Source organism: Serpentinimonas maccroryi, assembly GCF_000828915.1.
GTDB lineage: Bacteria > Pseudomonadota > Gammaproteobacteria > Burkholderiales > Burkholderiaceae_C > Serpentinimonas > Serpentinimonas maccroryi.
On the sequence record NZ_AP014569.1, the window covers coordinates 1,004,499 to 1,028,171 of the forward strand.

Annotated in this window: 19 protein-coding genes, 1 tRNA gene and 1 pseudogene; 11 read left to right on the top strand and 10 right to left on the bottom strand. The window is 65.7% G+C overall.

Annotated elements, in window-relative coordinates:
* Position 1: 1 nt before the first annotated feature.
* On the bottom strand, positions 2-625 hold the full coding sequence (locus tag SMCB_RS04730; RefSeq protein ID WP_171820283.1) for a YitT family protein: 624 nt from the start codon (positions 623-625) through the stop codon (positions 2-4).
* Positions 622-1,770 carry a sensor domain-containing diguanylate cyclase gene (locus SMCB_RS04735; RefSeq protein ID WP_045535441.1) on the bottom strand — a complete coding sequence of 383 codons (1,149 nt, stop codon included), beginning with the start codon at positions 1,768-1,770 and terminating at the stop codon, positions 622-624. The genes SMCB_RS04730 and SMCB_RS04735 overlap by 4 nt, the downstream gene beginning before the upstream one ends.
* Before the next feature lie 143 nt (positions 1,771-1,913).
* Here SMCB_RS04735 and hemH point away from each other — a divergent pair, with 143 nt between their 5' ends.
* The 4 genes from hemH to SMCB_RS04755 all read left to right on the top strand — a co-directional run bounded on the left by hemH (position 1,914) and on the right by SMCB_RS04755 (position 6,842).
* Positions 1,914-3,005, top strand: coding sequence for a ferrochelatase (gene hemH, locus SMCB_RS04740; protein WP_045535444.1), 1,092 nt, complete (start codon positions 1,914-1,916; stop codon positions 3,003-3,005).
* Positions 3,006-3,279: 274 nt separating this feature from the next.
* Positions 3,280-3,834, top strand: coding sequence for a phasin family protein (locus SMCB_RS04745; protein ID WP_045535446.1), 555 nt, complete (start codon positions 3,280-3,282; stop codon positions 3,832-3,834).
* 245 nt (positions 3,835-4,079) lie between these two features.
* Positions 4,080-5,138, top strand: coding sequence for an extracellular solute-binding protein (locus tag SMCB_RS04750; RefSeq protein WP_082027237.1), 1,059 nt, complete (start codon positions 4,080-4,082; stop codon positions 5,136-5,138).
* Between the two features lie 42 nt (positions 5,139-5,180).
* A complete protein-coding gene (locus SMCB_RS04755; protein WP_045535448.1) occupies positions 5,181-6,842 on the top strand; it encodes an ABC transporter permease in 1,662 nt (553 codons plus the stop codon).
* Between the two features lie 71 nt (positions 6,843-6,913).
* Here the strand turns inward: SMCB_RS04755 and SMCB_RS04760 are convergent, their stop codons facing one another.
* Positions 6,914-7,906 (bottom strand): patatin-like phospholipase family protein, encoded by a 993-nt coding sequence (locus SMCB_RS04760; RefSeq protein WP_338056289.1) that lies wholly within the window; start codon positions 7,904-7,906, stop codon positions 6,914-6,916.
* An 82-nt stretch (positions 7,907-7,988) separates the two neighbouring features.
* Here SMCB_RS04760 and SMCB_RS04765 point away from each other — a divergent pair, with 82 nt between their 5' ends.
* From SMCB_RS04765 to SMCB_RS04780, 4 genes are all read left to right on the top strand, one after another.
* A complete protein-coding gene (locus SMCB_RS04765) occupies positions 7,989-8,747 on the top strand; it encodes a 3-hydroxyacyl-CoA dehydrogenase (RefSeq protein WP_045535449.1) in 759 nt (252 codons plus the stop codon).
* Positions 8,748-8,865: 118 nt separating this feature from the next.
* The gene (locus tag SMCB_RS04770) at positions 8,866-10,407 is read left to right on the top strand and encodes a GGDEF domain-containing protein (RefSeq protein ID WP_045535451.1); all 1,542 of its coding nucleotides are present in this window, start codon (positions 8,866-8,868) and stop codon (positions 10,405-10,407) included.
* A 12-nt stretch (positions 10,408-10,419) separates the two neighbouring features.
* The gene (gene dnaG / locus SMCB_RS04775; protein WP_045535452.1) at positions 10,420-12,519 is read left to right on the top strand and encodes a DNA primase; all 2,100 of its coding nucleotides are present in this window, start codon (positions 10,420-10,422) and stop codon (positions 12,517-12,519) included.
* 152 nt (positions 12,520-12,671) lie between these two features.
* A tRNA-Ser gene (locus SMCB_RS04780) sits at positions 12,672-12,759 on the top strand.
* A 146-nt stretch (positions 12,760-12,905) separates the two neighbouring features.
* Here the strand turns inward: SMCB_RS04780 and purH are convergent.
* The 3 genes from purH to dusB are packed head-to-tail and all read right to left on the bottom strand — an operon-like array spanning position 12,906 to position 15,815.
* Positions 12,906-14,510: a bifunctional phosphoribosylaminoimidazolecarboxamide formyltransferase/IMP cyclohydrolase gene (gene purH, locus SMCB_RS04785; RefSeq protein WP_045537651.1), complete on the bottom strand. Its 1,605-nt coding sequence runs from the start codon at positions 14,508-14,510 to the stop codon at positions 12,906-12,908.
* A 25-nt stretch (positions 14,511-14,535) separates the two neighbouring features.
* Entirely contained in the window at positions 14,536-14,784 is a 249-nt protein-coding gene (locus SMCB_RS04790) for a helix-turn-helix domain-containing protein (protein WP_045535454.1), read from the bottom strand.
* Positions 14,781-15,815 carry a tRNA dihydrouridine synthase DusB gene (dusB, locus tag SMCB_RS04795; protein WP_045535456.1) on the bottom strand — a complete coding sequence of 345 codons (1,035 nt, stop codon included), beginning with the start codon at positions 15,813-15,815 and terminating at the stop codon, positions 14,781-14,783. Before dusB ends, SMCB_RS04790 begins: the two co-directional genes overlap by 4 nt.
* A gap of 251 nt (positions 15,816-16,066) precedes the next feature.
* Here dusB and SMCB_RS04800 point away from each other — a divergent pair, with 251 nt between their 5' ends.
* Entirely contained in the window at positions 16,067-16,558 is a 492-nt protein-coding gene (locus SMCB_RS04800) for a YqaA family protein (RefSeq protein WP_045535457.1), read from the top strand.
* A gap of 26 nt (positions 16,559-16,584) precedes the next feature.
* Here SMCB_RS04800 and SMCB_RS04805 read toward each other — a convergent pair whose 3' ends face one another.
* The 3 genes and pseudogenes from SMCB_RS04805 to ettA all read right to left on the bottom strand — a co-directional run bounded on the left by SMCB_RS04805 (position 16,585) and on the right by ettA (position 19,556).
* A complete protein-coding gene (locus SMCB_RS04805) occupies positions 16,585-16,953 on the bottom strand; it encodes an Hpt domain-containing protein (RefSeq protein WP_171820285.1) in 369 nt (122 codons plus the stop codon).
* A 217-nt stretch (positions 16,954-17,170) separates the two neighbouring features.
* Positions 17,171-17,809 (bottom strand): annotated as a pseudogene (locus SMCB_RS04810) (helix-turn-helix domain-containing protein); the annotation flags it as partial.
* Between the two features lie 82 nt (positions 17,810-17,891).
* Positions 17,892-19,556 carry an energy-dependent translational throttle protein EttA gene (gene ettA, locus SMCB_RS04815; protein WP_045535460.1) on the bottom strand — a complete coding sequence of 555 codons (1,665 nt, stop codon included), beginning with the start codon at positions 19,554-19,556 and terminating at the stop codon, positions 17,892-17,894.
* Between the two features lie 320 nt (positions 19,557-19,876).
* Between ettA and SMCB_RS04820 the strand changes: the two genes are divergently transcribed.
* Positions 19,877-21,709, top strand: a complete 1,833-nt coding sequence (locus SMCB_RS04820; protein ID WP_045535461.1) for a DEAD/DEAH box helicase — start codon at positions 19,877-19,879, stop codon at positions 21,707-21,709.
* Positions 21,710-21,719: 10 nt separating this feature from the next.
* Positions 21,720-22,133: a lactoylglutathione lyase gene (gene gloA / locus SMCB_RS04825; protein ID WP_045535462.1), complete on the top strand. Its 414-nt coding sequence runs from the start codon at positions 21,720-21,722 to the stop codon at positions 22,131-22,133.
* Between the two features lie 66 nt (positions 22,134-22,199).
* On the opposite strand, the gene serS is transcribed toward gloA, so the two are convergent.
* On the bottom strand, positions 22,200-23,594 hold the full coding sequence (gene serS / locus SMCB_RS04830) for a serine--tRNA ligase (RefSeq protein ID WP_045535463.1): 1,395 nt from the start codon (positions 23,592-23,594) through the stop codon (positions 22,200-22,202).
* Positions 23,595-23,673 lie beyond the last annotated feature (79 nt).

The following is a 23,673-nucleotide window of genomic DNA, read 5'->3' on the forward strand; positions in this document are numbered from 1 at the left end:
CTCAAACCCCCATATAGCGCCCGCTGCGGTGGTTGACGGCGATCACCATGTTCAGCGCCAAAGCCCCGAGCAGCGACAGCAGCACCTGCAGGGGCGGCAACAACCACAACGCGCCCAGCAATATCAGCGCATCACAAGCCATTTGCACCACCCCGGCGCGCCAACCGAAGCGCTTTTGCAGGTACACCGCCATGATCCCCAAGCCACCCAAGCTGGCGTGGTGGCGCAAGATGATCAAAATACCGGTGCCGGCCAGCAAACCAGCCAACACCGCCGCCAACACCGGGTGCAGCCGCTCGAACGCCAGCCACAGCGGCAGCCACTGCACCCACAGCGCCAGCAAGGCCACGGCGGCAAAGGTTTTGAGGGTAAACACAGGCCCCAGCGCCAGCCAAGCAAAAACGTAAAACGGCAGGTTGACGGCAAACATCAGCCAGCCCAAAGGCCACTCCAGGGCGTAGTGCAGCAAAAAAGCCAGCCCTGTGGTGCCACCAGTCAGCAGCAAGGCCTGCTGAAACATCAGCACGGCCAAGGCCACAAACAGGCTGCCCACCAGCAGGCCCTGCACGTCTTCAAAAACGCTGTGGGGCGGCGCGGCAACCCCGTGGGGCGGTGGCTGCTTCATGGGTGCATGCGGCCGGCTTCGGCCAGCACCACCCGGTTGCGGCCTTGGGCCTTGGCGGCGTAGAGTGCCATGTCGGCTTGGTGGATGAGCAAATCGGGCTCGTTGGCGTGATCTGGAGCCACCGCCACCCCAACCGAGAGGCTCAGGTTCAGGCGCGCCCCGTTAACCCAGATATCGAGCGCCGCAAAACCCTGCCGCCACGCTTGAGCACGCTCATAAGCCTCATCTGCCCCCAAGCCGGGCAGCAGCAGCAAAAATTCCTCACCGCCATAGCGGCAGGCAAGGTCTTCACGGCGGCTTTGCTCGAGCAGCAGTTGCCCCAAGCGCACCAGCACCTGATCGCCCACACCGTGCCCGTGGCGGTCGTTGACTTGCTTGAAATGATCGATGTCAAGCAGCATCACGCACAGGGGCACCCCCTCGCGCTGGCAACGCGCCCACTCGCGTTCCAGAGTCGATTGCAGGTAGCGCCGGTTGAACAAACCGGTGAGCGGGTCGCGGACGGCCTGTTCGCGCAACTCGACCTGCAGCCGCTCGATCTGGTGCAAGCGATCCGACAGCGCGGCGTTGAGCGCCTGCAATTCAGCTTCGCGCGCGCGCAGCGTGGAGCGGGTGTGGCGCAGCACTTGGGTGCGCTGGTGCGCCAACACCCCGATGCCCAGCAGATAGCCCGAAATCCCGACCATGCTCAGCAGCTTGACCCACCCGCTTTCATCCGAATAAAAATGCCAGCCACCCAGCGCGGCACCCAGCAAAGCACCTACGGCAAACAGGGCCAGAGACCAGGCGATGCCGTTAAATCCGCGCAAAATCGCACTGTTGATGGCGGTGCTGATGAAGAACATGAAACCGATGAACGCTGGAAAACCCAGCCACGCAACCCAAGCCCCAAACAAAAAGCTGTCGAGCAAGAGATTGTGCAACTCGGCTTGCGGGGGGTCGGGTGCACGCCGCGCGCGCCAGTAAATCAGGTGCGGGTAGATGAGCAGTTGCAAGCCAAGCAACACCCAGACCAGCGCCGGCTGGCCCTGACCCCATAGGTGCAGGGTCAAGATGAAAAAAGCGAGCGGGTAGGCCAGCGCACGCACCCGCCAATGGGTGTCGACAACCCAGTGCAACTTGGGCTGAAGTGAAGCGGCAGTCATGGCTAGGCTTTTATTGATTGAATCGCGTCCATTCGGCCCCAGCATCCGCCGAGCCGTACATAGCTGCCCGCTGCAGCTTTGCCCCTCAAACCTTGACGTACACCCAAAAGTTCTCTGACATCTGGTCTGAGCGAGAATAGCACATGCCCATGCGCCCCGAACCCCCTCATCAACACGGAAAAACCCCGCATATCGGGGTTTTGCTCTGCAACCTCGGCACCCCCACCGCCCCCACGGCGGCGGCGCTGCGCCCTTATCTGGCGCAGTTTTTGAGCGACCCGCGGGTGGTCGAGCTGCCGCGCCTGCTCTGGTGGCCGATCTTGCACGGCGTGGTGCTGCGGTTGCGGCCGCGCAAATCGGCCGCCAAATACGCCAGCATCTGGCTGCCCGAGGGCTCGCCGCTCAAGGTCTGGACCGAGCGCCAGGCTGCGCTCTTGCAGGGCTACCTGGGCGAACGCGGCCACCAGGTGCAGGTGCGCTGGGCCATGCGCTACGGCCAGCCCTCGGTGGCCAGCGGGCTCGACGCGCTCAAGGCCGCCGGTTGCACGCGCATACTGGTGCTGCCAGCCTACCCCCAATACAGCGCCGCCACCACAGCCAGCGTGGCCGACGCCGTGTTTGCATGGGGCCGCACGGTGCGCAACCTGCCCGAACTGCGGCTGGTGCGCAACTACCACGACCAGCCCGAGCACATCGCCGCGCTGGCAGCCTCGGTGCAGCGCCACTGGCAGGCGCATGGCCGCCCCGATGTGTTGCTGCTGAGCTTTCATGGCATGCCGGCGCGCACCCTCGACAAAGGCGACCCCTACCACTGCGAATGCCACAAAACCGCGCGCCTGCTGGCCGAGGCGCTGGGCTTGAGCCGCGATCAATACCGCCTTACTTTCCAGTCGCGCTTTGGCCGCGCCAAGTGGCTGCAACCCTACACCGAACCGACGCTGGTGGAGCTGGCACGCAGCGGTGTCGCGCGGGTCGATGCCCTCTGCCCTGGCTTCGCTTGCGACTGCATCGAAACACTGGAAGAAATCGCCCTCGAAGCCAAAGCCGCCTTCATGCAGGCCGGTGGACACGAGTTCCACTACATCCCCTGCCTCAATGACAGCGCCGAGGGCATGCGCGCCCTCACCGCCTTGTGCGAGCAGCACTTGGCTGGCTGGCCCACCCGCGCAAGCCCCGACCCAAGCGCTGCCGAGGCCAGTCGCGCACGTGCACTGGCGATGGGGGCGCAGGAGTAACGGGCACGGCACCCTGCAGCGCGTCAAGCCGCCGCTTTGATCTGGCGCAAGAAAACCGCACTTGGGTCCCTACAGCGCGCGGGTGAGGGCTTAAAAGTCTTGCTCTCGCCACAAATCGAATCTATAATTTACGATCATGTTGCAGCGCAGCAAAGGAGGCGCTCATCACGTGCGGCCGTTCTGACCGGCCGCTGCGGGGCGCGGTGCAGGGTCTAGAGCCGAGTCACTTTGCCCTTTCCTACTTGACTTGCCCATTACCTTCAGGAGCCTGACCATGCTGACCCCCGAACAGATGCTTGCCGCCCAAAAAGCCAACGTCGAAACCCTTTTTGGCCTGACGCAGAAGGCCTTTGAGGGCGTAGAGCGCATGTTGGAGCTCAACATGCAAGCCACCCGCGCGGCGCTGGCCGACACCTCGAGCAACACCCAGGCGCTGATGAGCGTCAAAGACGCACAAGAGCTGATGGCCCTGCAGGCCTCCCTGATGCAGCCGCTGGCTGAAAAAACCGCCGCCTACAGCCGTCAGCTGTACGAAATCGCTGCGGGCACCGGCGGCGAGTTCGCCAAATTCGCCGAAAACCAAGGTGCCGAGGCACAACAAAAATTCATGGCCGTGGTCGACAATGTGGCCCGCAACGCCCCGGCCGGATCCGAAACCGCTGTGGCGGTGATGAAGAATGCCGTGGCCTCAGCCAACAATGCCATGGAAACCGTGCAGCGCGCGGTCAAGCAAGCCACAGAAGTGGCGCAAACCAACTTCCAGGCCATGAGCGACAACGCGCTCAGCGGCACCAAAGTCGCCAGCGCCAGCGCCAGCAAAAAACGCTGAGCCACAGTAGTCCGAGCACCCTACCCTGCTGGCACTTAAGCGCGGCCGCCCGTTTGGGGGCCGCGCTTTTGCGTTTGGTGCGGCACCAAGACCGCCTTTGCGCCCGATTTTCGCCTTAGAAATAAACAAGAATGGTTTGCGTTCATGCTATCATCACTATGCGTAGTTAGCGCACCATGGCTTGCTTTGGGTCTGCGGGCAACGAAGCGGCACTTGTCTGGTTCAATTGCATAATCGAGGTACACATGAAAGTCAGCAGAAGAAATCTGGTCGTTAAATTGGGGGCTGCATCGGTGGCGGGTGCCGCCCTGTCGGTTGCCGCGCTGCCCAAAGCCTTTGCCCAAGGCGCACCCGCGGCCGCCGCTGGCGCTGGCGTGGTCAACATCTACAGCTCGCGCCACTACGGCGTCGAGGGCGTGTTCGAGACCTTCACCCGCGAAACCGGCATCCGCGTGCGCTTCACCAGCGGCCCCGACGCCGGCCTGCGCGAGCGCATCCGTGCCGAAGGCCGCCACACCCCGGCGGATATGTTCATCGCCGTCGATGCCGGCAACTTGGCGCTGGCCGCCACCCAGGGTTTGCTACAGCCCGTCACCAGCACCGCCCTGAGCAGCAACATTCCCGCGCACCTGCGCGACCCGGGCAACCATTGGTTCGGCCTGACGCAGCGCGTGCGCACCATTCTGTTCCACCCAGCAAGGGTGCAGGCGGCGCAGCTGTCCACCTTCGAGGCGCTGGCCGACCCGATGTGGCGCGGCCGCTTGGTCATGCGCCCGGCTACGCACTCTTACACCCAATCGCTGGTGGCGAGCATGATCGCCGCCCACGGCGAAGCCCGCACCGAGCAAGTGGTGCGCGGCTGGGTGGCCAACAACCCGCAGCTGATCGACAGCGACACCCGCATCCTCGAGGTGCTGGCCGCTGGCGGCGGCGACGTGGCCATCACCAACCACTACTACCTCGGGCGCTTGTTGCAGTCCAACCCGGCGTTCCCGGTGCGCCTGATGTGGGCCAACCAAGCCGCCGGCGACCGTGGTGTGCACGTCAATATCAGCGGTGCCGGCATCACCACGCACGCGCAAAACCGCGACAACGCGCTGCGCTTGCTCGAGTGGATCAGCACGCCGCGCGGCCAAGAGCTGTTCTCGGGCTCGAACCACGAGTACCCGGCCAACCCGGCGGCGCCAGTGCACCCGATCATCGCCGGCTTTGGACCTTTCCGCGGCGACCGCCTCGATCTGCGCGAACTCGGCCGCCTGCAAGCCGACGCAATCCGTCTGCTGGACCGCGCTGCTTACCGTTAACCCAACGTTACCCCGCACGACCGCGTTTTATTCAACCTGATAATGTCGCAAGCAGTTAGCAGCGTTCCGGTCGTGCAAAACAAAAGGCAGTGGCATCTGGGGGCCACTGCCATTTCTGCGCTGATTGCTGCATTGGCGGTGTTCCCAGTGCTCATCGTCGCCTCCACCTTGCTCAGCCCCACGCCAGAAGTCTGGCAACACCTGTGGGACACGCTGCTGCCGCTGCTGCTGCGCAACACCCTGCTGCTGCTGCTCGGGGTCGGGGTCGGCACGCTGCTGCTGGGCGCCGGACTGGCATGGCTGGTCACGGCCTACGAATTCCCGGGGCGCACGCTGTTTCAGTGGTTGCTGATGCTGCCCATGGCCGTTCCGGCCTACATCATGGGTTTTGTGTTCATGGCGACCTTCGACGCCGCCGGGCCGGTGCAAGGCACGCTGGTGCAGTGGTTTGGTAGCGCGGCCTGGTTTCCCGAGGTGCGCTCGCCGCTGGGCGCGATCACGGTGATGGCGCTGGTGCTCTACCCCTACGTTTATATGCTGGCTTTGGTCGGCTACCGCGGCATATCGTCCACGGCCTTTGACACCGCACGGGTGCATGGCTACAGCCGGGCCCAGTTTTACTGGAAGGTGGTGCTGCCGATTTCACGCCCAGCCATTGCCGCCGGGGTCGCGCTGGCGCTCATGGAGGCGCTGGCCGACTTTGCCACGGTGCGTTTTTTCAATTTCCCCACGCTCGCCGACGGGGTGGTGCGCATCTGGCACGGCATGATGGATTTGCAAGCCGCCAGCGAACTCGCGGGCTTGCTGGCCATCGTGGCTTTGGCGGCGCTGCTGATCGAGCGCTCGCAGCGCGGGCGCACGCGCTACCACGAAACCGGAGGCAAATCGCCCGGACTCCCGCGCGCCCAGCTGCAGGGCCGCAACAAGTGGCTGGCCACGGCCTTGTGCGCGGGCGTGCTGGGCGTGGCTTTTGTGCTGCCGATCACGCAGCTCATATCTTGGGCCGCCACCGAGTTTGAGCACATGACGCCGGGCACGGCGCAGGTTTACCTCGAGCTGGCGGGCAACAGCCTGCTGCTGGCTTCGCTGGCCGCCGCCGTGGCGGTGCTGCTGGCGATCGTGCTCTCGAGCGGGGTGCGGGTTTCGGGGCACCGTTTTGCCCGCGTCATGGCCACGCTGGCCACCACCGGCTACGCCATTCCCGGGCCGGTGCTTGCGGTGGGCATTTTGCTCACGCTCACGCCGCTGGACCACGCGCTCAACTACGCCACCGAGTACTGGTTCAACGTGACCGTTGGGCTGGTGCTCACCGGCTCGGTGATCGGCTTAATTTATGGCTACGTGGCGCGCTTTCTGGCTGTGGCCTACCAGAGCACCGACGCCGCACTGGAAAAAGTCAAGCCCAACCTGACGCTGGCGGCGCGCACGCTGGGCGCGGGGCAGTGGCGCATCCTCACGCGCATCCACCTGCCGCTGGCGGCGCCGGGCATCATCGTCGCCGGTGCGCTGGTGTTTGTGGATGTGATGAAAGAGCTGCCGATCACTCTGATGTTGCGCCCCTTTGGCTACGAGACCTTGGCCACTTGGGTCTGGCAGATGTCGGCCGAGTCGGTCTGGAGCGGCGCGGCGGTGCCGGCACTGGGCATCGTGCTGGCCGGGCTGCTGCCAGTGATTTTGCTGGTCAAGCTGCTGCTGCAAAAATAGCGCGGGCCTGCGCTCTCGCTTTGCGTGCCGCGCCCTTCTGTGCCCTGCCCTGCCACCACCAGCAGCAACGCCTACACCGGCAGAAGCTGCTGGCGCAACTGCGGCAGATAGCGTTCCATGGCCGCACGGCCGGCGGCGATGGCGCGTTGGCGCGCCGCAAAGTCGGCGCTGCCGATGCCGTCTAGCTCGGGCCGCAGCGCCACGTCGGCGCCGGCCAAGGCCAGCCGGTTGATGCTCTGGCCCATGATGGTGAAGGTGCGCAGCAACACGCGCACGGCGTCGGTGGCGTAGTCATCGCTCAAGCCGCTCGAAATATCCACCGCCAGCACGCGCTCGGCCCCCATGGCGCGCGCCTGCTGCACCGGCACCGGCGCCACCAGCCCACCATCTACATAATTGCGCCCGGCGATGGGCACGGGCGAGAACACCCCCGGCACGGCGCTGGAGGCGCGCACCGCCTGCCCGCTGTCGCCGCGCCTGAACAGCACCCCTTCGCCGTTGCCCAAATCGGTGGCCAGCACGCCCACCGGCAGCGTCAGCTCTTGCAGCTGCCGGTTGTTGAGCATGCGGTTGACCCAGCGCGCCAGCGCGTCGCCGCGCAGCAGGCCGCGGTTGAAGAGCGGCAGCGTCCAGTCGGTGAACACCACCTCTTCCATCTCGAGCGCGGCCTGTTCGAGCTGCTGCCCGCTCATGCCGCTGGCGTAGAGCACCGCCACCAAGCTACCGGCCGAAGTGCCCGCCACCAGCGCCGGGCGGATGCCCTCGCGTTCCAGCACCTGAATCACGCCGATGTGCGCAAAGCCGCGCGCGGCTCCACCCCCCAGCGCCAACCCCAAGCGCGGCGGGCGCAGCGGGGCCGGGGCAGGTGGCACCGCGGCCGGTGTGGGCGGCTGCTCCATGCGCAGCGTGCCGCAGCCGGTGAGCGCGAGCAACATCCCGGCCGCAGCCGCGCGCCGCGTCAGGCCGTTGCAGGCCGGCTGGAGCGCCGCGTTCGACGGGTTTGCGATGGAGGGCTTTGGCGGCTGTGGGGGCTGCGGCTGCGTGTCGGTGAAGCGAGAGGTCATGGGTTGCAAGGGTTTACCAGCCGGGATTCTCGCTGGGTTTTTATCCCATAATTGACGCACACGTCAACTAGGAGCACAAGCCATGCAGATCGCAGACAAGGTATTTATCGTCACCGGGGCGGCCTCGGGGCTGGGTGAGGGCACGGCGCGCCACCTATCCAGCTTGGGCGGCCGGGTGCTGTTGGCCGACCTTAAGGCAGAGGCCGGGCAGGCGCTGGCGCAAGAAATCGGCGGCGCGTTTGTGCGCTGCGACGTCTCCAGCGAGGCCGACGGGCTGGCGGTGGTGCAGCGCGCTTGCGAGCTGGGCACCTTGGCGGGTTTGGTCAACTGCGCCGGCATAGCGCCAGCCGCCAAAACCGTGGGCAAAGACGGCGCGCACGAGCTGGCGCTGTTTGCCCAAACCCTGCAAGTCAATCTGCTGGGCAGCTTCAACATGATCCGTCTGGCCGCTGCCGCCATGAGCCGCAACGCGCCCGAGCCCAGCGGCGAGCGCGGCGTGCTCATCTCCACCGCCTCGGTGGCCGCCTACGACGGCCAGATCGGCCAAGCCGCCTACGCCGCCTCCAAGGGCGGCATCGTGGGCATGACGCTGCCGATCGCGCGCGACCTGGCGCGCAGCGGCATCCGCAACATGACGATTGCCCCCGGCATCTTTGGCACGCCGATGCTCTTTGGCATGCCGCAAGAGCTGCAAGACGCGCTCGCCGCCAGCGTGCCCTTCCCCTCGCGCTTGGGGCGGCCGCTGGATTACGCGCGGCTGGTTCAGCACATCATCGAAAACGAGATGCTCAACGGCGAAGTGATCCGCCTCGACGGCGCGATCCGGCTGCCGCCACGCTAAAAAGGCGACTGCGCGCCCGTGGCCGCCGGGTTTGGGCATTGAGTCAAGCCCCTGCCGCCATCGTGGGGCCGGGGAGCGCTAAGATAGGCCAACTCTTAGCCTTCCCCTCTTGCCAGCCATGACGGCCTCCACCCCCCAAGAAATCGCGCGCGAGGCGGTCAAGCGCCTGACGGCGCGCAAACTGCCCCCCACGCCCGAGAATTTTCAAACCTTCTACCATGAGGTGGCAGGCACGCGACCGCTCAAGCCGTTTCCGCTCGAAAACCTGCGCCAGATCGCGCAGGCCCTGCCCGAGGCCACCCCGGCCCAGCAGCGCTTCAAGTCGCAGTTTGGCAAGGCGGTATCCATGCACAGCTGGGACGACTTGGAGCGGGTGCTCTCGCAGCAACTGCGCAACCAAAGCGCCAGCACCGAAACGCTGGCGCCTACCCCGGTGGCGCTGGCACCCGTGGTGCAGGAGCAAGAACGCTTCCCACCCGAGCTGCTCGAGCAGATGGCGCGCATCGTGGGCAACGCCCTGCCGGCCGTGGGCAACGACGACCGCAAAGTGGTCGAACTGGCCGATGAGTTGATCAATTACCTGCGCCTGCCCGAGCAGCACCCGCCCTCGTTGCGCAAGCTCATGGCCGATTTTGCCTTCAGGCTCTCGTTTGTGGCCGAAGAGCAGGCCGCCATCCGTGAAACGCTGCTCAAGCTGCTGCACGGCGTGCTCGACAACGTGCGCGTTGTCAACCTCGAGCAGCCGTGGCTGCAAAAGCAGCTCGGCGCGCTGATCGACGTGGCTCAGCCGCCCTTGTCGATCCGCCGGCTTGAGGACGCGCAGTCGCGCCTCAAAGACCTCACGCGTTTGCAGCTCGATACCAAGGAGCAGATGATCGTGGCGCAAAACGCCATGAAAGAAACCTTGGCCGTGTTCATGCAGCGTTTGTCCGAAACCGCCGCCAACAGCCAGCAGTACCAGCAGCGCTTTGAGCACTTTGCGCACCAGCTCGAGCGCTCCACCAGCTTGGCTGAAATCACGCCCGTGCTGCAGCAAGCGATCCAATCGGCGCGCACCCTGGCGCTCGACAGCCAGCGCACTGGCGACGATCTGGGGGGCTTGCGCGAGCGCGCGATCCAAGCCGAAGCCCAAGTCGAGCAGCTGCGCCTCGAGCTGCAGCGCATGAGCGATCAAGCCAGCCACGACCTGCTCACCGGCGCCCTCAACCGCAAGGGCATGGCCGAGGCGCTGGAGCGCGAAACCGCACGCGCCCAGCGCAGCGGCACCCGGCTTTGCCTGGCGCTGCTAGACCTTGACGACTTCAAGCGCCTCAACGACAGCTGGGGCCACTTGGCTGGCGACGCGGCGCTGCAGCACCTGGCTACGGTGGCCAAAACCGCACTGCGCCCCCAAGACGCGCTGGCCCGCTACGGCGGCGAGGAGTTCGTCATCCTTTTGCCCGACACCGATCCCGATGACGCCGTCGAAGTGGTGCGCCGGGTGCAGCGCGAGCTCACCACCCAGTTGTTCATGAGCGGCAGCGAGCGCTTGCTCATCACCTTCAGCGCTGGCGTGACCCAAATGCATAGCGAAGAAAACTTTGAGCAAGCGATCGAACGCGCCGACCAAGCCATGTACGCCGCCAAACGGGCCGGCAAAAACCGTGTCCTGCGCGCTTAAGACTGCCCCGTCGTGAGCATTCCACAAGCCTTTTTGCAAGAGCTGCTGGCCCGCGTTGACATCGTCGAAGTCGTGGGCCGCCACGTGGCGCTCAAAAAAGGCGGGGCCAATTATCTGGGCCTTTGCCCGTTTCACGACGAAAAATCACCCTCGTTCACAGTCAGCCCGAGCAAGCAGTTTTTCCACTGCTTTGGCTGCGGCAAAAGCGGCAGCGCGCTCGGCTTTCTGATGGAGCACACCGGCGCCGGCTTCATCGAGGCGGTGCAAGACCTGGCGCAGCAAGCCGGCCTGAGCGTGCCCATGGACGACGAAACGCCCCAGCAGCGGGCCCAGGCAGCGGCGCAGCGCCAGCAGCGCAGCAGCTTGTCCGAGTTGCTGGAAAAAGCCGCGCACGGCTACCAGCAGCAGCTGCGGCTGGCGCCCGCCGCCATCGACTACCTCAAGCGCCGGGGCTTAAGCGGGCAGATTGCCAAAACCTACGGCATCGGCTACGCCCCGGCGCAGTGGCGTTTTTTGTCCACCGTGCTGCCCGACTACCAAAACCCGCTGCTGCTCGAAGCCGGGCTGGTGATCGCCACCGATGCCGAACCCGACCCCCAGGCCGCAACCGAGGCCGGCGCGACGCACAGCGGCAAGCGCTACGACCGCTTCCGCGATCGCATCATGTTCCCGATCCGCAACGTCAAGGGCCAGTGCATCGGCTTTGGCGGCCGGGTGCTGGGAGCGGGCGAGCCCAAATACCTCAATTCGCCCGAAACGCCGCTGTTTTCCAAGGGACGCGAGCTCTATGGCTTGTTCGAGGCGCGCAGCGCTATCCGCCAAGCCGGCTGCGTGCTGGTCACCGAAGGCTACATGGATGTGGTGGCGCTGGCCCAGCACGGCTTGGGCTACGCCGTGGCCACGCTGGGCACCGCCTGCACACCCGAGCAGGTGCGGCTGCTGTTTCGCTTCAGCGACACGGTGGTGTTTGCTTTCGACGGCGACAGCGCCGGCCGCCGTGCCGCGCGCAAGGCCCTGCAGGCCGCCCTGCCCTGGGCCAGCGACACGCGCAGCGTCAAATTTCTGTTCCTGCCGCCCGAGCACGACCCCGACAGCTACGTCCGTGCCCAGGGTGCCCCAGCCTTTGAGCAGGCACTGGCGCAGGCCACCCCCTTGAGCCGCTTTTTGCTCGACGCCGCTGCCGAGGGCTGCGACCTCGATACCCCCGAAGGCCGGGCGCGCCTGGCCAGCCAAGCCGCACCGCTGTGGCAGGCGCTGCCCGAGGGTGCCTTCAAGCACCAGATGCTGCTCGAGCTGTCCGACCGGGTGGCCCTAGACGGACGCGATCTGCTCGCGCTCTGGCAGCCCAAGTTCGGCCAGCCCCAGACCCGGCAATCCAAAACCGCGCAGGCACCCCGTGCGCGCCGCGCCAGTGCGGGCACCACAACCCACCTAAGTCAGCCGCACAGCCCAGCCGCGGGGGCGGCCACCGAGGCGGCAGCCGATGCGCTCGAGGATGGCTTCGCAGAACGCCCATCACACCAAGCGGCCTTTTCGGCCGCCCCACCCCCGGCGGGTGCGCGAGACTCATTGCGCTGGCCTGGGGCGGGCGGGCGCACTCAAGGTTTGCTGCGGCGCACCCCACGCGGCTTGCTTGGGCGCGCCGACCGGGTGGCGCGCATCGTGTTGGCCAGTCCGCAGGCTTGGGATTGGCTCAGTGCCGACGACCACCAGTTGCTGGCCCAGCAGCCGGCACCGCATGGCGCGCTGTTTGCTTGGCTCGAAGCCCAGTGGCTGGAGCACGGTCCGCAGCCTTGGGCGGCGCTGCGCGAAGGGCTGCGCCGCCAGCCTTTCGAGGCGCTGGCGCTGGATTTGCACACCGGCGGCATGGCGCTCGAGCCGCCTGCTGCTGCCCGCACCGACGTGGCGCTTGAACGCCCCGACCCCAGCGATGAGGCCGAATCCGGCGACCTGCGCAGCGAACTGCGTGAACTGCTGCGTATGTTGCACATCGAGCGGCTCAAGCAGCTCGAAACCGAGTTCATCGCCCACGCCGCAACCGACGCCGCGCAGATGCAGCGCTACCGTGAGGTCACGGCGCAGCGCATGGCCCTGCAAAACACCAAGCAATAAGGCAGCCGTGGCGCTCGCGCGCATGCTTCGTGCGGATGGTTCTGCCACAGTACAAATCTCAAGTATTGTTTGTTCGACACCTTACAATTGAGGGTGTTTCTAAGGACTGAACAGGCCTTGCGGTTGAATTCAAATCGTTGTGGTTGGTAACTGGAAGCGTGGCAGAGTGGTCTATTGCACCGGTCTTGAAAACCGGCAACGGGCAACCGTTCGTGAGTTCGAATCTCACCGCTTCCGCCAAAATACAATCATTTACAGCATTTTTTGCGGCATTCAAAGCTCTGAAAAAAGCAGGCGTTTAACTCCGCGAGCGGGTGACTTGGTTGCCGGCTTGCTCGCGGTTGCACCAAGAGGCTTGGGGGTTTAGCCCTAGCCCCCAGCCTACGTCAATGCCGGAAGTGGCGCACCCCGGTAAACACCATCGCTAGGCCGCGCTCGTTGGCGGCGTCGATCACCTCTTGGTCGCGCATGGAGCCACCGGGCTGGATGATGCAGCGCGCACCGGCCTCGGCCACGGCATCGAGCCCGTCGCGGAACGGGAAAAAGGCATCGCTGGCCACCACCGAGCCCTGCAAAGACAAACCCGCATGCGCCGCCTTGACGCCCGCAATGCGCGCCGAATCCAGGCGGCTCATCTGCCCTGCCCCCACCCCCAACGTCATGCCGTCGCGGCAAAACACGATCGCGTTGGACTTCACGTACTTGGCCACTTTCCAAGCAAACAGCAGGTCGTCGAGCTGCGTCGGCGTGGGCTGCAGCGCCGTCACGGTTTTTAGGTCGCTGCGCTGCAGCTCGAAGTTATCGGCCGTCTGCAGCAGCAGGCCCGAACCCACGCGCTTGATGTCGATGGCGTTGCGCCCGCGCGCCCAGTCGCTGGCATCGGTCTGCGCCAGCGCTGGCAGGGCGATCTTGAGCAGGCGCACATTGGCCTTGGACTTGAACACCGCCAGCGCCTCGGGCGTGAAGTCGGGGGCGATCAGCACCTCGACGAACTGCTTGGACACCGCCTGCGCCGCGGCGCCGTCGAGCACCCGGTTGAAGGCGATGATGCCGCCAAAGGCGCTGGTCGGGTCGGTCTGGAAGGCCTTTTCGTAGGCCTGCTGCGCGCTCGCACCCACCGCCACGCCACAGGGATTGGCGTGCTTGACGATGACGCAGGCTGGCACGTCGAAACTTTTGACGCATTCCCAAGCCGCATCGGCGTCGGCCAGGTTGTTGTACGACAGCTCTTTGCCCTGCAACTGCGTGCCCGTGACCAGCGAGCCCGGGGCTGGATCGAGGTCGCGGTAGTAAGCGGCCTGCTGGTGCGGGTTTTCGCCGTAGCGCAAATCTTGCAGCTTGACGAAGCGGCCATTGCTCTGACCAGGAAAAAGCAAGCGTGGCGGCACCGCAGCACCCGACGGTACGCCGGCTGACAAGTCCAGAGCCGACAGATAATCGCTGATGGCGCCATCATAATGGCTGATGCGGTTAAAAGCCGCCACCGCCAATTGCAAGCGGGTGCGCTCGCTCAAGCCCCCGTCTTGCAGCTCGGACAGCAACAACGGGTACTGACTGGCGTCGGTGAGCACGGCCACATCGCGCCAGTTTTTGGCCGCCGAGCGCACCATCGCCGGGCCGCCGATATCGATGTTTTCAATCGCCTCATCGAGCGTGCAGCCAGCTTGTGCCACCGTGGCCTCGAAGGGGTAGAGGTTGACCACCAAAATGTCGATGGTGCCGATGCCCTGCGCTTGCAGCGCCGCCATGTGCTCGGGCCGCTCGCGCCGCGCCAGCAAGCCGCCGTGCACCGTGGGGTGCAGGGTTTTCACGCGGCCATCGAGCATTTCGGGGAAGCCGGTGAGCTCGGCCACCTCGGTCACGGGCAGGCCGTCTTGGGCCAGCAGGCGCGCTGTGCCGCCGGTTGAGATGAGCTGCACGCCCAGCGCGTGCAGGCCGCGCGCGAGGTCGAGTAGGCCGGATTTGTCAGAGACCGAGAGCAGGGCTTTCATGGGCAACATTCACTTAAAACAAAAATCAAAAATCGAGCAAGCCGTGTTCCTGCAGCTTTTTGCGCAAGGTGTTGCGGTTCAGGCCCAGCCATTGTGCGGCGCGGGATTGGTTGCCGCCGGCGCGCGCCAGCACCACCTCGAGCAGCGGTTTTTCGACCGTGCGCAGCAGCATGTCGTGCATATTGGCCGGCTCGCTGGCACCCAGATCTTTGAAATAGGCGTCGATGTTGGCGCGCACACTGTCAGGCAAGTTTTGGGCGGTTGGGGGGCTCATGCGGCCAGCCTCCATTGAGGGTCGGGGGTGGGCTCGGCGGTGCGCTCAGAGGCGCACTCAAACCACGCCTGCACGCAGCGCAGCTGTTGCGCGGCGGTTTCAGCGCGGTTCACGGCCTGCCTGAACTCGGCCAGCTGCAGCGCCGAATCGGCGAGGGAGCGCGCGTACCAGCCCAGGTGCTTGCGTGCGCTGCGCACGCCGCTGTGCTCGCCATAAAGCTGGTAGTGCTCGAGCAGGTGCGCGCGCAGCAGCCGGCTCAGTTCGGCTGCGTCCGGTTCCGGCAGATGCGCGCCAGTGGCCAAATAGTGCGCGATCTCGCGAAACAACCACGGCCGGCCTTGGGCGGCGCGGCCGATCATGATCGCGTCACAGCCGGTGGCCGCCATCACCGCGCGCGCCTGCTCGGGGCTGTCGATGTCGCCGTTGGCCACCACCGGGATGCGCAGCGCCGCCTTCACCGCTGCCGCAGTGTGGTGCTCGGCCTGGCCCTTGTAGCCCTGCGCGCGCGTGCGCCCGTGCAGCACGACCATCTGCACCCCAGCGGCCTCGGCAGCGCGCGCCAGTTGCAGCGCGTTTTTTTCGGCCTCGCACCAGCCGGTGCGCATTTTGAGCGTCACCGGCACGCCGTGCGGCAGGCAGGCCGCCACCACCGCCTCGATGATCGCCAGCGCGCGCGGCGGGTCTTGCATCAGGGCCGATCCGGCCCACTGGTTGCACACCTTTTTGGCCGGGCAACCCATGTTGATATCGATGATCTGGGCGCCGCGGTCGATGTTGCTGCGCGCCGCATCGGCCATCTGCGCTGGTTCGGTGCCGGCAATCTGCACCGCGATCGGGCCGGGCTCACCCACATGGTCGAGGCGGCGCAGGGTTTTGAGGCTGTCGCGCAGCTCGGGCCGGGCGCTGATCATCTCGCTCACCGCATAGCCCGCCCCCAGTTGCTTGCACAGGGTGCGAAAGGGCCGATCCGTGACCCCGGCCATGGGGGCGACGAACAGGGTGTTGTCGAGCGTGTAAGGGCCGATGCGCATTAATAAAACCGCAAAAATAGCCACCCGGCAGCGCCACCTCGAGGGGCGCGCACGGTGCAGCGGCTGCCAATAAATTGAGCAGTCTATTGTACCCGGCGCACTCTGCCCGCTTGACCCTTGCCCGCTTGACCCGCTTGAAGCCTTCGCTGCCAACCCGCCTCCATAAAGCCAGACCCCACAACCCAAGTTGGTCGGTGGCAACCCAGCGCCGCCTGCCGCGCCCGCCGCGTCACCCTTATACTGGCCCCACGATGGAAGCTGTGCTGTGGTCGATCTTGGATGCCTTGCGTCTGCCACAATTTGGCCTGACGACGGTGTTTGTGGTCGCCTATCTGTCGGCCACTTTGCTGCCATTGGGTTCGGTGCCGGTGGTGCTGGGCGTGATCAAGCTTAACCCCGAGCTCTATTGGCCGGTGATGCTGGTGGCCACGGCCGGCAACACCTTGGGCGCCATCACCAACTGGCTGGTGGGCTACGGTGCCCATTCGGCGGTGGACAAGGCGCGCGGCTCGGCCACCCACGTCAAGGCGCTCGAGTGGCTGCGCCGTTTTGGCCCCAAGGCCTGCTTGGTGAGTTGGTTGCCGGGCATCGGCGACCCGCTGTGCGCGGTGGCCGGCTGGTTGCGGCTGCCTTTTTGGCCCTGCGTGTTTTACATGGGGTTGGGCATGTTTTTGCGCTACTTAACCTTTATCTCGGCCCTGCTGTGGCTGCTGCCCGACGAGTGGGCCGAATTTTTGGGTTGATTTTTGGCTTGACACCCACCGCGAGCTCACGCAAGCGCATCGAGCCCAAAAGCCGCGACCATGCGTGCGCGCAGCTCCAACCAGAGGCGCTGCAATTCGGTCCAGTCGGCGCGCGCGGCCTCGAGTTGCAAGGCGTGCGCCAAAGGGCTGATTTCGGTATGGCCCAAAGTGTTGAGCACGCCCTTGAGGCTGTGCGCCAAACGACTGAACGCGGCTCGGTCCTGCTGCGCCGCCAACAAAGCGGCAGCGAGCTGGAAATCGTGCACAAACTGCTCGATGCAAGCGTCACGAAAGGCCAAATACAGGTCGCTGTCGTTGTCGAACAGGCTCTGCAAGGCCACCTGCTCGCACCGAGGCAAGCGCAGTACCTCGCTGCCCTCCGGTAAAGCCGACAACGAACACGGCTTGGGGGGCACTTGCTCCACCAGAATCCCTTTAGCCCGCGGGCTGCTGACCAGATTTGCCAGCGGCCTTGGCCTTGGGCTTGCTGGATCTGGCTTTGCTGGCTTTGGCTTTGACGGGAGGTGGTTCGCTAGGGGCTAGAGCCAACGCACCGCCGTTAGCCGCAGGCGCTGGCTCTTCGGCGGCGTCTTTATTGGCCAGCAAATGGCCCAGCGCCGCCTCGATCAGGGGCGGCAGTTCTTGCACCAGACGCGGCTTGTGCACCACGTCCACACCGTCCAAGGCGGCGGCGTAGGGTTCGCGCTGCTGAGCGTCGAGCGCCGTGAGCACGACCAGCTTGCAGTTGCCAAACAGGGCGTGGTTGCGCAACCCGGTGATGAGCGTGGCGCCGTCCATGCCCGGCAGCAAAATATCGACAATGATCAGGTCGGGCTGCAGGTGACCGAAGGAGACCAAACCGGCAATGGCGTCGGCAGACACGTGCAATTCGATGGCCGGGAAGCGCTGCTTGACCAGCATCGAGACCAAGCCTTGAAAATGCGCCGAATCTTCGATCAGCAAAATACGCGGCACGTGCACCGTGTGGCGGCGCCGTCCGCTGGGGCGCAGCGATGCGCCACCGTGCATGGCCGCCACACCCGTGACACCGGCACGGCTGCCCTTGATCCAGCGCTCGAGCGAATCGCGCGTGATGCGCCGGTGCCCGCCAGGGGTCTTCCAGGCCTGGAGATCGCCCCGATCGACCATCAGCTGCACCGAACGCACGGCCATCCCGAGCATTTTGGCCACCTCCAGCGTGGTGTAGTAGGCGCTGGACGACATGTCAACAGAGTTGTTTGTGTAATTCATGGGCACATTCTGCCACTAATGGCACATTAAGCGCAAGACTGTTATTAACAAATTTGTCGGAAATAAGACATGCCCGCAGCGCTTAGGCCAGCGACTTGAAGCGCACGCGCTTGGGCCGCGCGCCCTCCTCGCCCAGGCGGCGTTGCTTGTCGGCTTCATACTCGGTGAAGTTGCCGTCGAAAAACACCCACTGGCTGTCGCCCTCGTAGGCCAGGATGTGGGTGCAGATGCGATCCAGAAACCAGCGGTCGTGGCTGATGACCATGGCGCTGCCGGCGAACTCGAGCAACGCCTCTTCGAGCGCGCGCAGGGTTTCGACGTCGAGGTCGTTGGAAGGCTCGTCGAGCATGAGCACGTTGCCGCCCAGCGCCAGCGTTTTGGCTAGGTGCAGCCGGCCGCGTTCGCCGCCCGAGAGGTTTTTGACCAGTTTTTGCTGGTCGTTGCCCTTGAAGTTGAAGCGCCCCAAGTAAGCCCGGCTGGGCATGACGAACTTGCCCACGGTGATGTTGTCGAGTCCGCCCGAGACATCCTCCCACACCGTTTTGTCGCCGGCCAGCGATTCGCGGCTTTGGTCCACAAAAGCCAGCTGCGCGGTCTTGCCGATGACGATCGAGCCGCTGTCGGGCTGCTCCTTGCCTTGGATCATGCGAAACAGGGTCGATTTGCCGGCGCCGTTGGGGCCAATGATGCCGACGATGGCCCCCGCCGGCACGGCAAAACTCAGTTTGTCGATCAGCAGCCGGTCGCCAAAGGATTTGCTCACGCCGTGAAACTCGATCACTTGCGCGCCCAGGCGTTCGGCCACGGGGATGAAGATCTCGTTGGTCTCGTTGCGGCGCTGGTAGTCCACGTCCGACAGCTCTTCGAAGCGCGCCAGCCGCGCCTTGCTCTTGGCTTGGCGCCCCTTGGCGTTGGCGCGCACCCACTTGAGCTCTTCTTTCATGGCGCGCATGCGCGCGTCTTCGCTCTTTTGCTCGCTCTCGAGGCGGCGCTCTTTCTGCTCCAGCCAGTCGGTGTAGTTGCCTTTGTAGGGGATGCCGTGGCCGCGGTCGAGCTCCAAAATCCACTCGGCGGCGTTGTCGAGGAAGTAGCGATCGTGGGTGATGGCCACCACCGTGCCGGAAAAACGCTTCAGAAACTGCTCAAGCCAGTGCACGCTTTCGGCGTCCAAGTGGTTGGTGGGTTCGTCGAGCAGCAGCATATCGGGGCGGCTGAGCAACAGGCGGCACAGCGCCACGCGGCGTTTTTCACCGCCCGAGAGGTTTTTGATCAGCGCCTCCCAAGGCGGCAGATTGAGCGCGTCGGCCGCCAGCTCGAGCTGCAGCTCGGAATTTTCGGAACCCGAAGCCGAGATGATGGCCTCGAGCTCGGCTTGCTCGGCGGCCAGGGCGTCAAAGTCGGCGTCGGGTTCGGCGTAGGCGGCATAGACCTCCTCGAGGCGCGCCTTGGCCGCCAGCGCGCCGCCGATGCCCTCTTGCACCGCCTCGCGCACGCTTTGCTCGGGGTTGATCTGTGGCTCTTGCGGCAGGTAGCCGATACGGATGCCGGGCATGGGCACGGCCTCGCCTTCGATCTCTTTGTCCACCCCGGCCATGATCTTGAGCAGGGTCGATTTGCCCGAGCCGTTGAGGCCCAGCACGCCGATCTTGGCGCCGGGAAAGAAGCTGAGCGAGATGTCTTTCAAGATTTGGCGCTTGGGCGGCACCGTCTTGCAGACGCGGTTCATGGAGAAAACGTATTGGGCCATGGGCAGTGCAAAAATTAGAGAAGTGCAAGATACGCCACACCCCAAGGTGCAGCTTTGCGTCGATTATGCGCTGCCCAAGCCAGTTTGCGCCGCTTTGTGCCACAATCGGGGCAGCGTGCACCCGCATTCGGTGCCGCTGCAGCGCCATGCTGGGGCTGGTTTGTGTAGGTTTGCGCTCCGCTGCCCTTGAGGCCACGGGCACGAATCCATTCAGCCCAACCCGATTTTGCTCCCATCTGCCCATGATTGCCCTTGCCCCACGCGGCGCAGGGAGTGGCAGATACCCCCGATGCGCCCGCCTATGGGCGCCAACTAGACCCATGACTTTTGATGAACTGAACCTGGTCCCGGCACTGCTGGACGCCGTGCGCGAGCAAGGCTACACCCAACCCACTCCGGTGCAGGCGCAAGCCATACCGCTGGTGCTGGCCGGACACGATTTGCTCGCCGGCGCCCAGACCGGCACCGGCAAAACCGCCGCCTTCACGCTGCCGCTGCTGCAGCGCCTGCACGGCGGCCCCAAGGGCAGCGAAGGCCAAGCGGCCCAAGCTCCCCATGATGCCCCCCCCAAGCGCGGCCAGTCGCGCCCCATCCGCGCCCTGGTGCTCACCCCCACGCGCGAGCTCGCGGCGCAGGTGGAAGAATCGGTGCGCGTCTATGGCAAGCACCTGCACCTGAAATCGACCGTGATTTTTGGCGGCGTGGGCATGAACCCGCAGATCGACAAGCTGGCCCGCGGTGTCGATGTGTTGGTCGCCACCCCAGGGCGGCTGCTCGATTTGGTGGATCAGGGGCGCTTGGATCTGTCCAAAGTGGAAATCCTAGTGCTCGACGAAGCCGACCGCATGCTCGACATGGGCTTCATCCACGATGTGAAAAAAATCCTGCGCCTGCTGCCAGCGGCAAAACAAAGCCTGCTGTTTTCGGCCACCTTCAGCGACGAAATCCGCGAACTGGCCAACGGCTTGCTGCGCAACCCCCAGCACATTCAGGTCACGCCGCCCAACACCACGGTGCAGCGCATCGTGCAGACCATCCACCCGGTGGGGCGCGGCAAAAAGAAGGCGTTGCTGGCGCACATCATCAAAGAGCACGACTGGAGCCAGGTGCTGGTGTTCACACGCACCAAGTTTGGCGCCAACAACGTGGCCGACTACCTCAATGCCCACGGCATCGGCGCCATGGCGCTGCACGGCAACAAGAGCCAGAGCGCGCGCACCCAGGCGCTGGCCGACTTCAAGAGCGGCAGCATCCGCGCCCTGGTGGCCACCGACATCGCGGCGCGCGGCATCGACATCGACGACTTGCCGCACGTGGTCAACTACGACATCCCCAATGTGTGCGAAGACTACGTGCACCGCATCGGCCGCACCGGGCGCGCCGGTGCCGAGGGCGCCGCCGTGAGCCTGGTGAGCCTGGACGAAGAAGGCTTCATGATGGCGATCGAGAAGTTCACCAAACAGCAGATCGCGGTGCAGGCCTTCCCCGAGTTCATGCCCGAAGCCGACGAAAAAGCCGAACCCATCGCCATGGGGCGCCAAACCCTGTGGGGCGGGGCCGGCAAACCGCCCGGCCGCGAAGTGATGGCCGCCGCCGGCCGCGCAGCGCGCAAAGAAATGACCGACCGCGTACGCGACAGCAAAGGCGGGAGCGGGCGCAATGCCAAGCCCGCGCATCCGCGCGCCGGCGCCCACCCGGCGCGGCCCGCACCGCAGCGCGCAGCGGCCGCGCCCGTGGTCCGCGACGACGACTACGATGACGACGCCCCACCACCGCGCCACGCCGACCCCTTGGCCCCAGCGCGGCCGGCCAACGCCGCCGGGCGGCGCCGCAACCCGCGCCCCAATGGCGGCGGAGGCGGCGGCGGCTTCGGCCCCTCCTCCGGCCCCCGCAGCCAAGCCCCCGGCAGCGGGCCACGCCAAGGCGCAGGCCAAGGCCCGGCGCGCAACCGCGGTACCGGCAGCGCGGGCCCGACCGGCGGCCCCGGCGGCCCGGCGCGCCAGCCCGACCCGCTGCGCACCGGCATCGACGCGCTGGGCCAGCGCGGCGGCGGTGGCGGCAACCGCTCACGCAGCGGCGCTGGTGGTGGCGGCGGTGGTGGTGGCCAAGGCGGCATCGACCCGCTGCGCACCCGTTTTGGCCGCATCAAATAAGGACTGACTCATGCGCATTTTGCACACCATGCTGCGCGTCGGCGATCTGGAGCGCTCGATCGCCTTTTACACCCAAGTGCTGGGCATGGCGCTGCTGCGCCGCTCCGAAAACCCAGAGCACCGCTACTCGCTGGCGTTTTTGGGCTTTGAGGGCGGCAACCCCGGCCAAGCCGAAATCGAGCTCACCTACAACTGGGGCGTGACGCAGTACGAGCATGGCAGCGCCTACGGCCACATCGCCATCGGCGTGCCCGACGCCTACGCGGCCTGCGAGCGCATCAAAGCCGCCGGCGGCCGCGTCACGCGCGAAGCCGGCCCGGTGCTGGGCGGCAGCACCGTGATCGCCTTCGTGACCGACCCCGACGGCTATAAAATCGAGTTGATCCAGCGCGACTTCGCTGCCGCCGGGGCGGGCTTACGCTAAAGCCGGCTGGCGCCAAAAGCGCCCGGCGCCGCCCGCCATCGGGCCAGCGCCTGGGCGCGGGGGTGATCAGAGCGTGTCGGCCCCGCCCATGTAGGGCCGCAGCGCCGCCGGGATGCCGATGCGGCCGTCGGCGCGCTGGTGGTTTTCGAGCACCGCCACCAGCGTGCGGCCCACCGCCAGACCAGAGCCGTTGAGGGTGTGCAGCCACTCGTTTTTGCCTTGAGCGTTTTTGAAGCGCGCTTGCAGGCGCCGGGCTTGGAAGGCTTCGCAGTTGCTCACCGAGCTGATTTCGCGGTAGGTGGCTTGCGCCGGCAACCAGACTTCGAGGTCGTGCGTGCGCGCTGCGCCAAAACCCATGTCGCCGCTGCACAGCAGCACCACGCGGTAGGGCAGTTCGAGCAGTTGCAGGATGGTTTCGGCGTGCTGCGTCATTTCGTGCAGCGCCTCTTGGCTGCGCTCGGGGTGCACGATCTGCACCATCTCCACTTTGTCGAACTGGTGTTGGCGGATCAGGCCGCGCGTGTCGCGCCCGGCGCTGCCGGCTTCGGAGCGGAAACACGGGGTGTGGGCGGTGTATTTGAGCGGCAACTCTGCCTCGGGCACGATGCGCTCGCGCACCAGGTTGGTGAGCGTGACCTCGCTCGTGGGGATGAGGTAGAGCGCGCCTTCGTCCTCGCCCTCGACCCCACCTTTTTTGACGGCAAAGAGGTCGGCCTCGAACTTGGGCAACTGGCCGGTGCCGTGCAGCGTGGCGGCGTTGACCACGTAGGGCGTGTAGCACTCGGTGTAGCCGTGGCGCTCGGTCTGCACGTCGAGCATGAACTGCGCCAGCGCCCGGTGCAGCCGCGCCAGCCGCCCCTTGAGCACCACAAAACGCGAGCCGCTGAGCTTGGCGGCGGCCTCGAAATCGAGCCCCAAAGGCTCGCCCAGTTCGACATGGTCGCGCGGCGCGAAACCCAGCGGGCTGGGGTTGGCGCCGTAGCCGCCCGCATCACCAGCCGCCGCATCCCCAGCCACTGCGGTCACGCCCTGCCCTGGCGCGGCCGGCCCACCTGAGCGCGGCGGAGCCCAGCGGCGCAGCTCCACGTTGGCGCTTTCGTCGGCGCCCAGCGGCACCTCGGGCTGCGGCAAGTTGGGCAGCGCCAGCAGCATGTCTTGCAACTCGGACTGAATCTGCTCCAGCCGCGCGGCCGAGCGCTCCAGCGCTGCCTTGATCTGGGCCACTTCGGCCATTGCCGCCTCGGCCTCGGCGTGCTGGCCCTGGCCCTTGAGCACGCCGATCTGTTTGGAGCGGCTGTTGCGCTGCGCCTGCAGATCTTCGGTCTGCACCTGCAAGGCTTTGCGCTCATGCTCGAGCGCGCCAAAGGCCTCTACATCGAGGAAGGGTTGCGGGTTTTTGCGGGTTTGCAAGCGGGCAACGACGGCGTCGAGGTCTTTGCGCAGGTGGGTAAGGTCTATCATGGTGGCCTTGATTTTAGGTGCAGCTGCCCGTGCAGCCCCTAATGTGCAGCCCTTTACGTGCAAGCACTCTCGCTGAGTA

Coding starts and splice junctions, on each gene's coding strand:
- SMCB_RS04730 (WP_171820283.1), bottom strand. CDS start 625: ATGAAGCAGCCACCGCCCCACGGGGTTGCCGCGCCGCCCCACAGCGTT.
- SMCB_RS04735 (WP_045535441.1), bottom strand. CDS start 1,770: ATGACTGCCGCTTCACTTCAGCCCAAGTTGCACTGGGTTGTCGACACC.
- hemH (WP_045535444.1), top strand. CDS start 1,914: ATGCCCATGCGCCCCGAACCCCCTCATCAACACGGAAAAACCCCGCAT.
- SMCB_RS04745 (WP_045535446.1), top strand. CDS start 3,280: ATGCTGACCCCCGAACAGATGCTTGCCGCCCAAAAAGCCAACGTCGAA.
- SMCB_RS04750 (WP_082027237.1), top strand. CDS start 4,080: ATGAAAGTCAGCAGAAGAAATCTGGTCGTTAAATTGGGGGCTGCATCG.
- SMCB_RS04755 (WP_045535448.1), top strand. CDS start 5,181: ATGTCGCAAGCAGTTAGCAGCGTTCCGGTCGTGCAAAACAAAAGGCAG.
- SMCB_RS04760 (WP_338056289.1), bottom strand. CDS start 7,906: ATGACCTCTCGCTTCACCGACACGCAGCCGCAGCCCCCACAGCCGCCA.
- SMCB_RS04765 (WP_045535449.1), top strand. CDS start 7,989: ATGCAGATCGCAGACAAGGTATTTATCGTCACCGGGGCGGCCTCGGGG.
- SMCB_RS04770 (WP_045535451.1), top strand. CDS start 8,866: ATGACGGCCTCCACCCCCCAAGAAATCGCGCGCGAGGCGGTCAAGCGC.
- purH (WP_045537651.1), bottom strand. CDS start 14,510: ATGAAAGCCCTGCTCTCGGTCTCTGACAAATCCGGCCTACTCGACCTC.
- SMCB_RS04790 (WP_045535454.1), bottom strand. CDS start 14,784: ATGAGCCCCCCAACCGCCCAAAACTTGCCTGACAGTGTGCGCGCCAAC.
- dusB (WP_045535456.1), bottom strand. CDS start 15,815: ATGCGCATCGGCCCTTACACGCTCGACAACACCCTGTTCGTCGCCCCC.
- SMCB_RS04800 (WP_045535457.1), top strand. CDS start 16,067: ATGGAAGCTGTGCTGTGGTCGATCTTGGATGCCTTGCGTCTGCCACAA.
- ettA (WP_045535460.1), bottom strand. CDS start 19,556: ATGGCCCAATACGTTTTCTCCATGAACCGCGTCTGCAAGACGGTGCCG.
- SMCB_RS04820 (WP_045535461.1), top strand. CDS start 19,877: ATGACTTTTGATGAACTGAACCTGGTCCCGGCACTGCTGGACGCCGTG.
- gloA (WP_045535462.1), top strand. CDS start 21,720: ATGCGCATTTTGCACACCATGCTGCGCGTCGGCGATCTGGAGCGCTCG.
- serS (WP_045535463.1), bottom strand. CDS start 23,594: ATGATAGACCTTACCCACCTGCGCAAAGACCTCGACGCCGTCGTTGCC.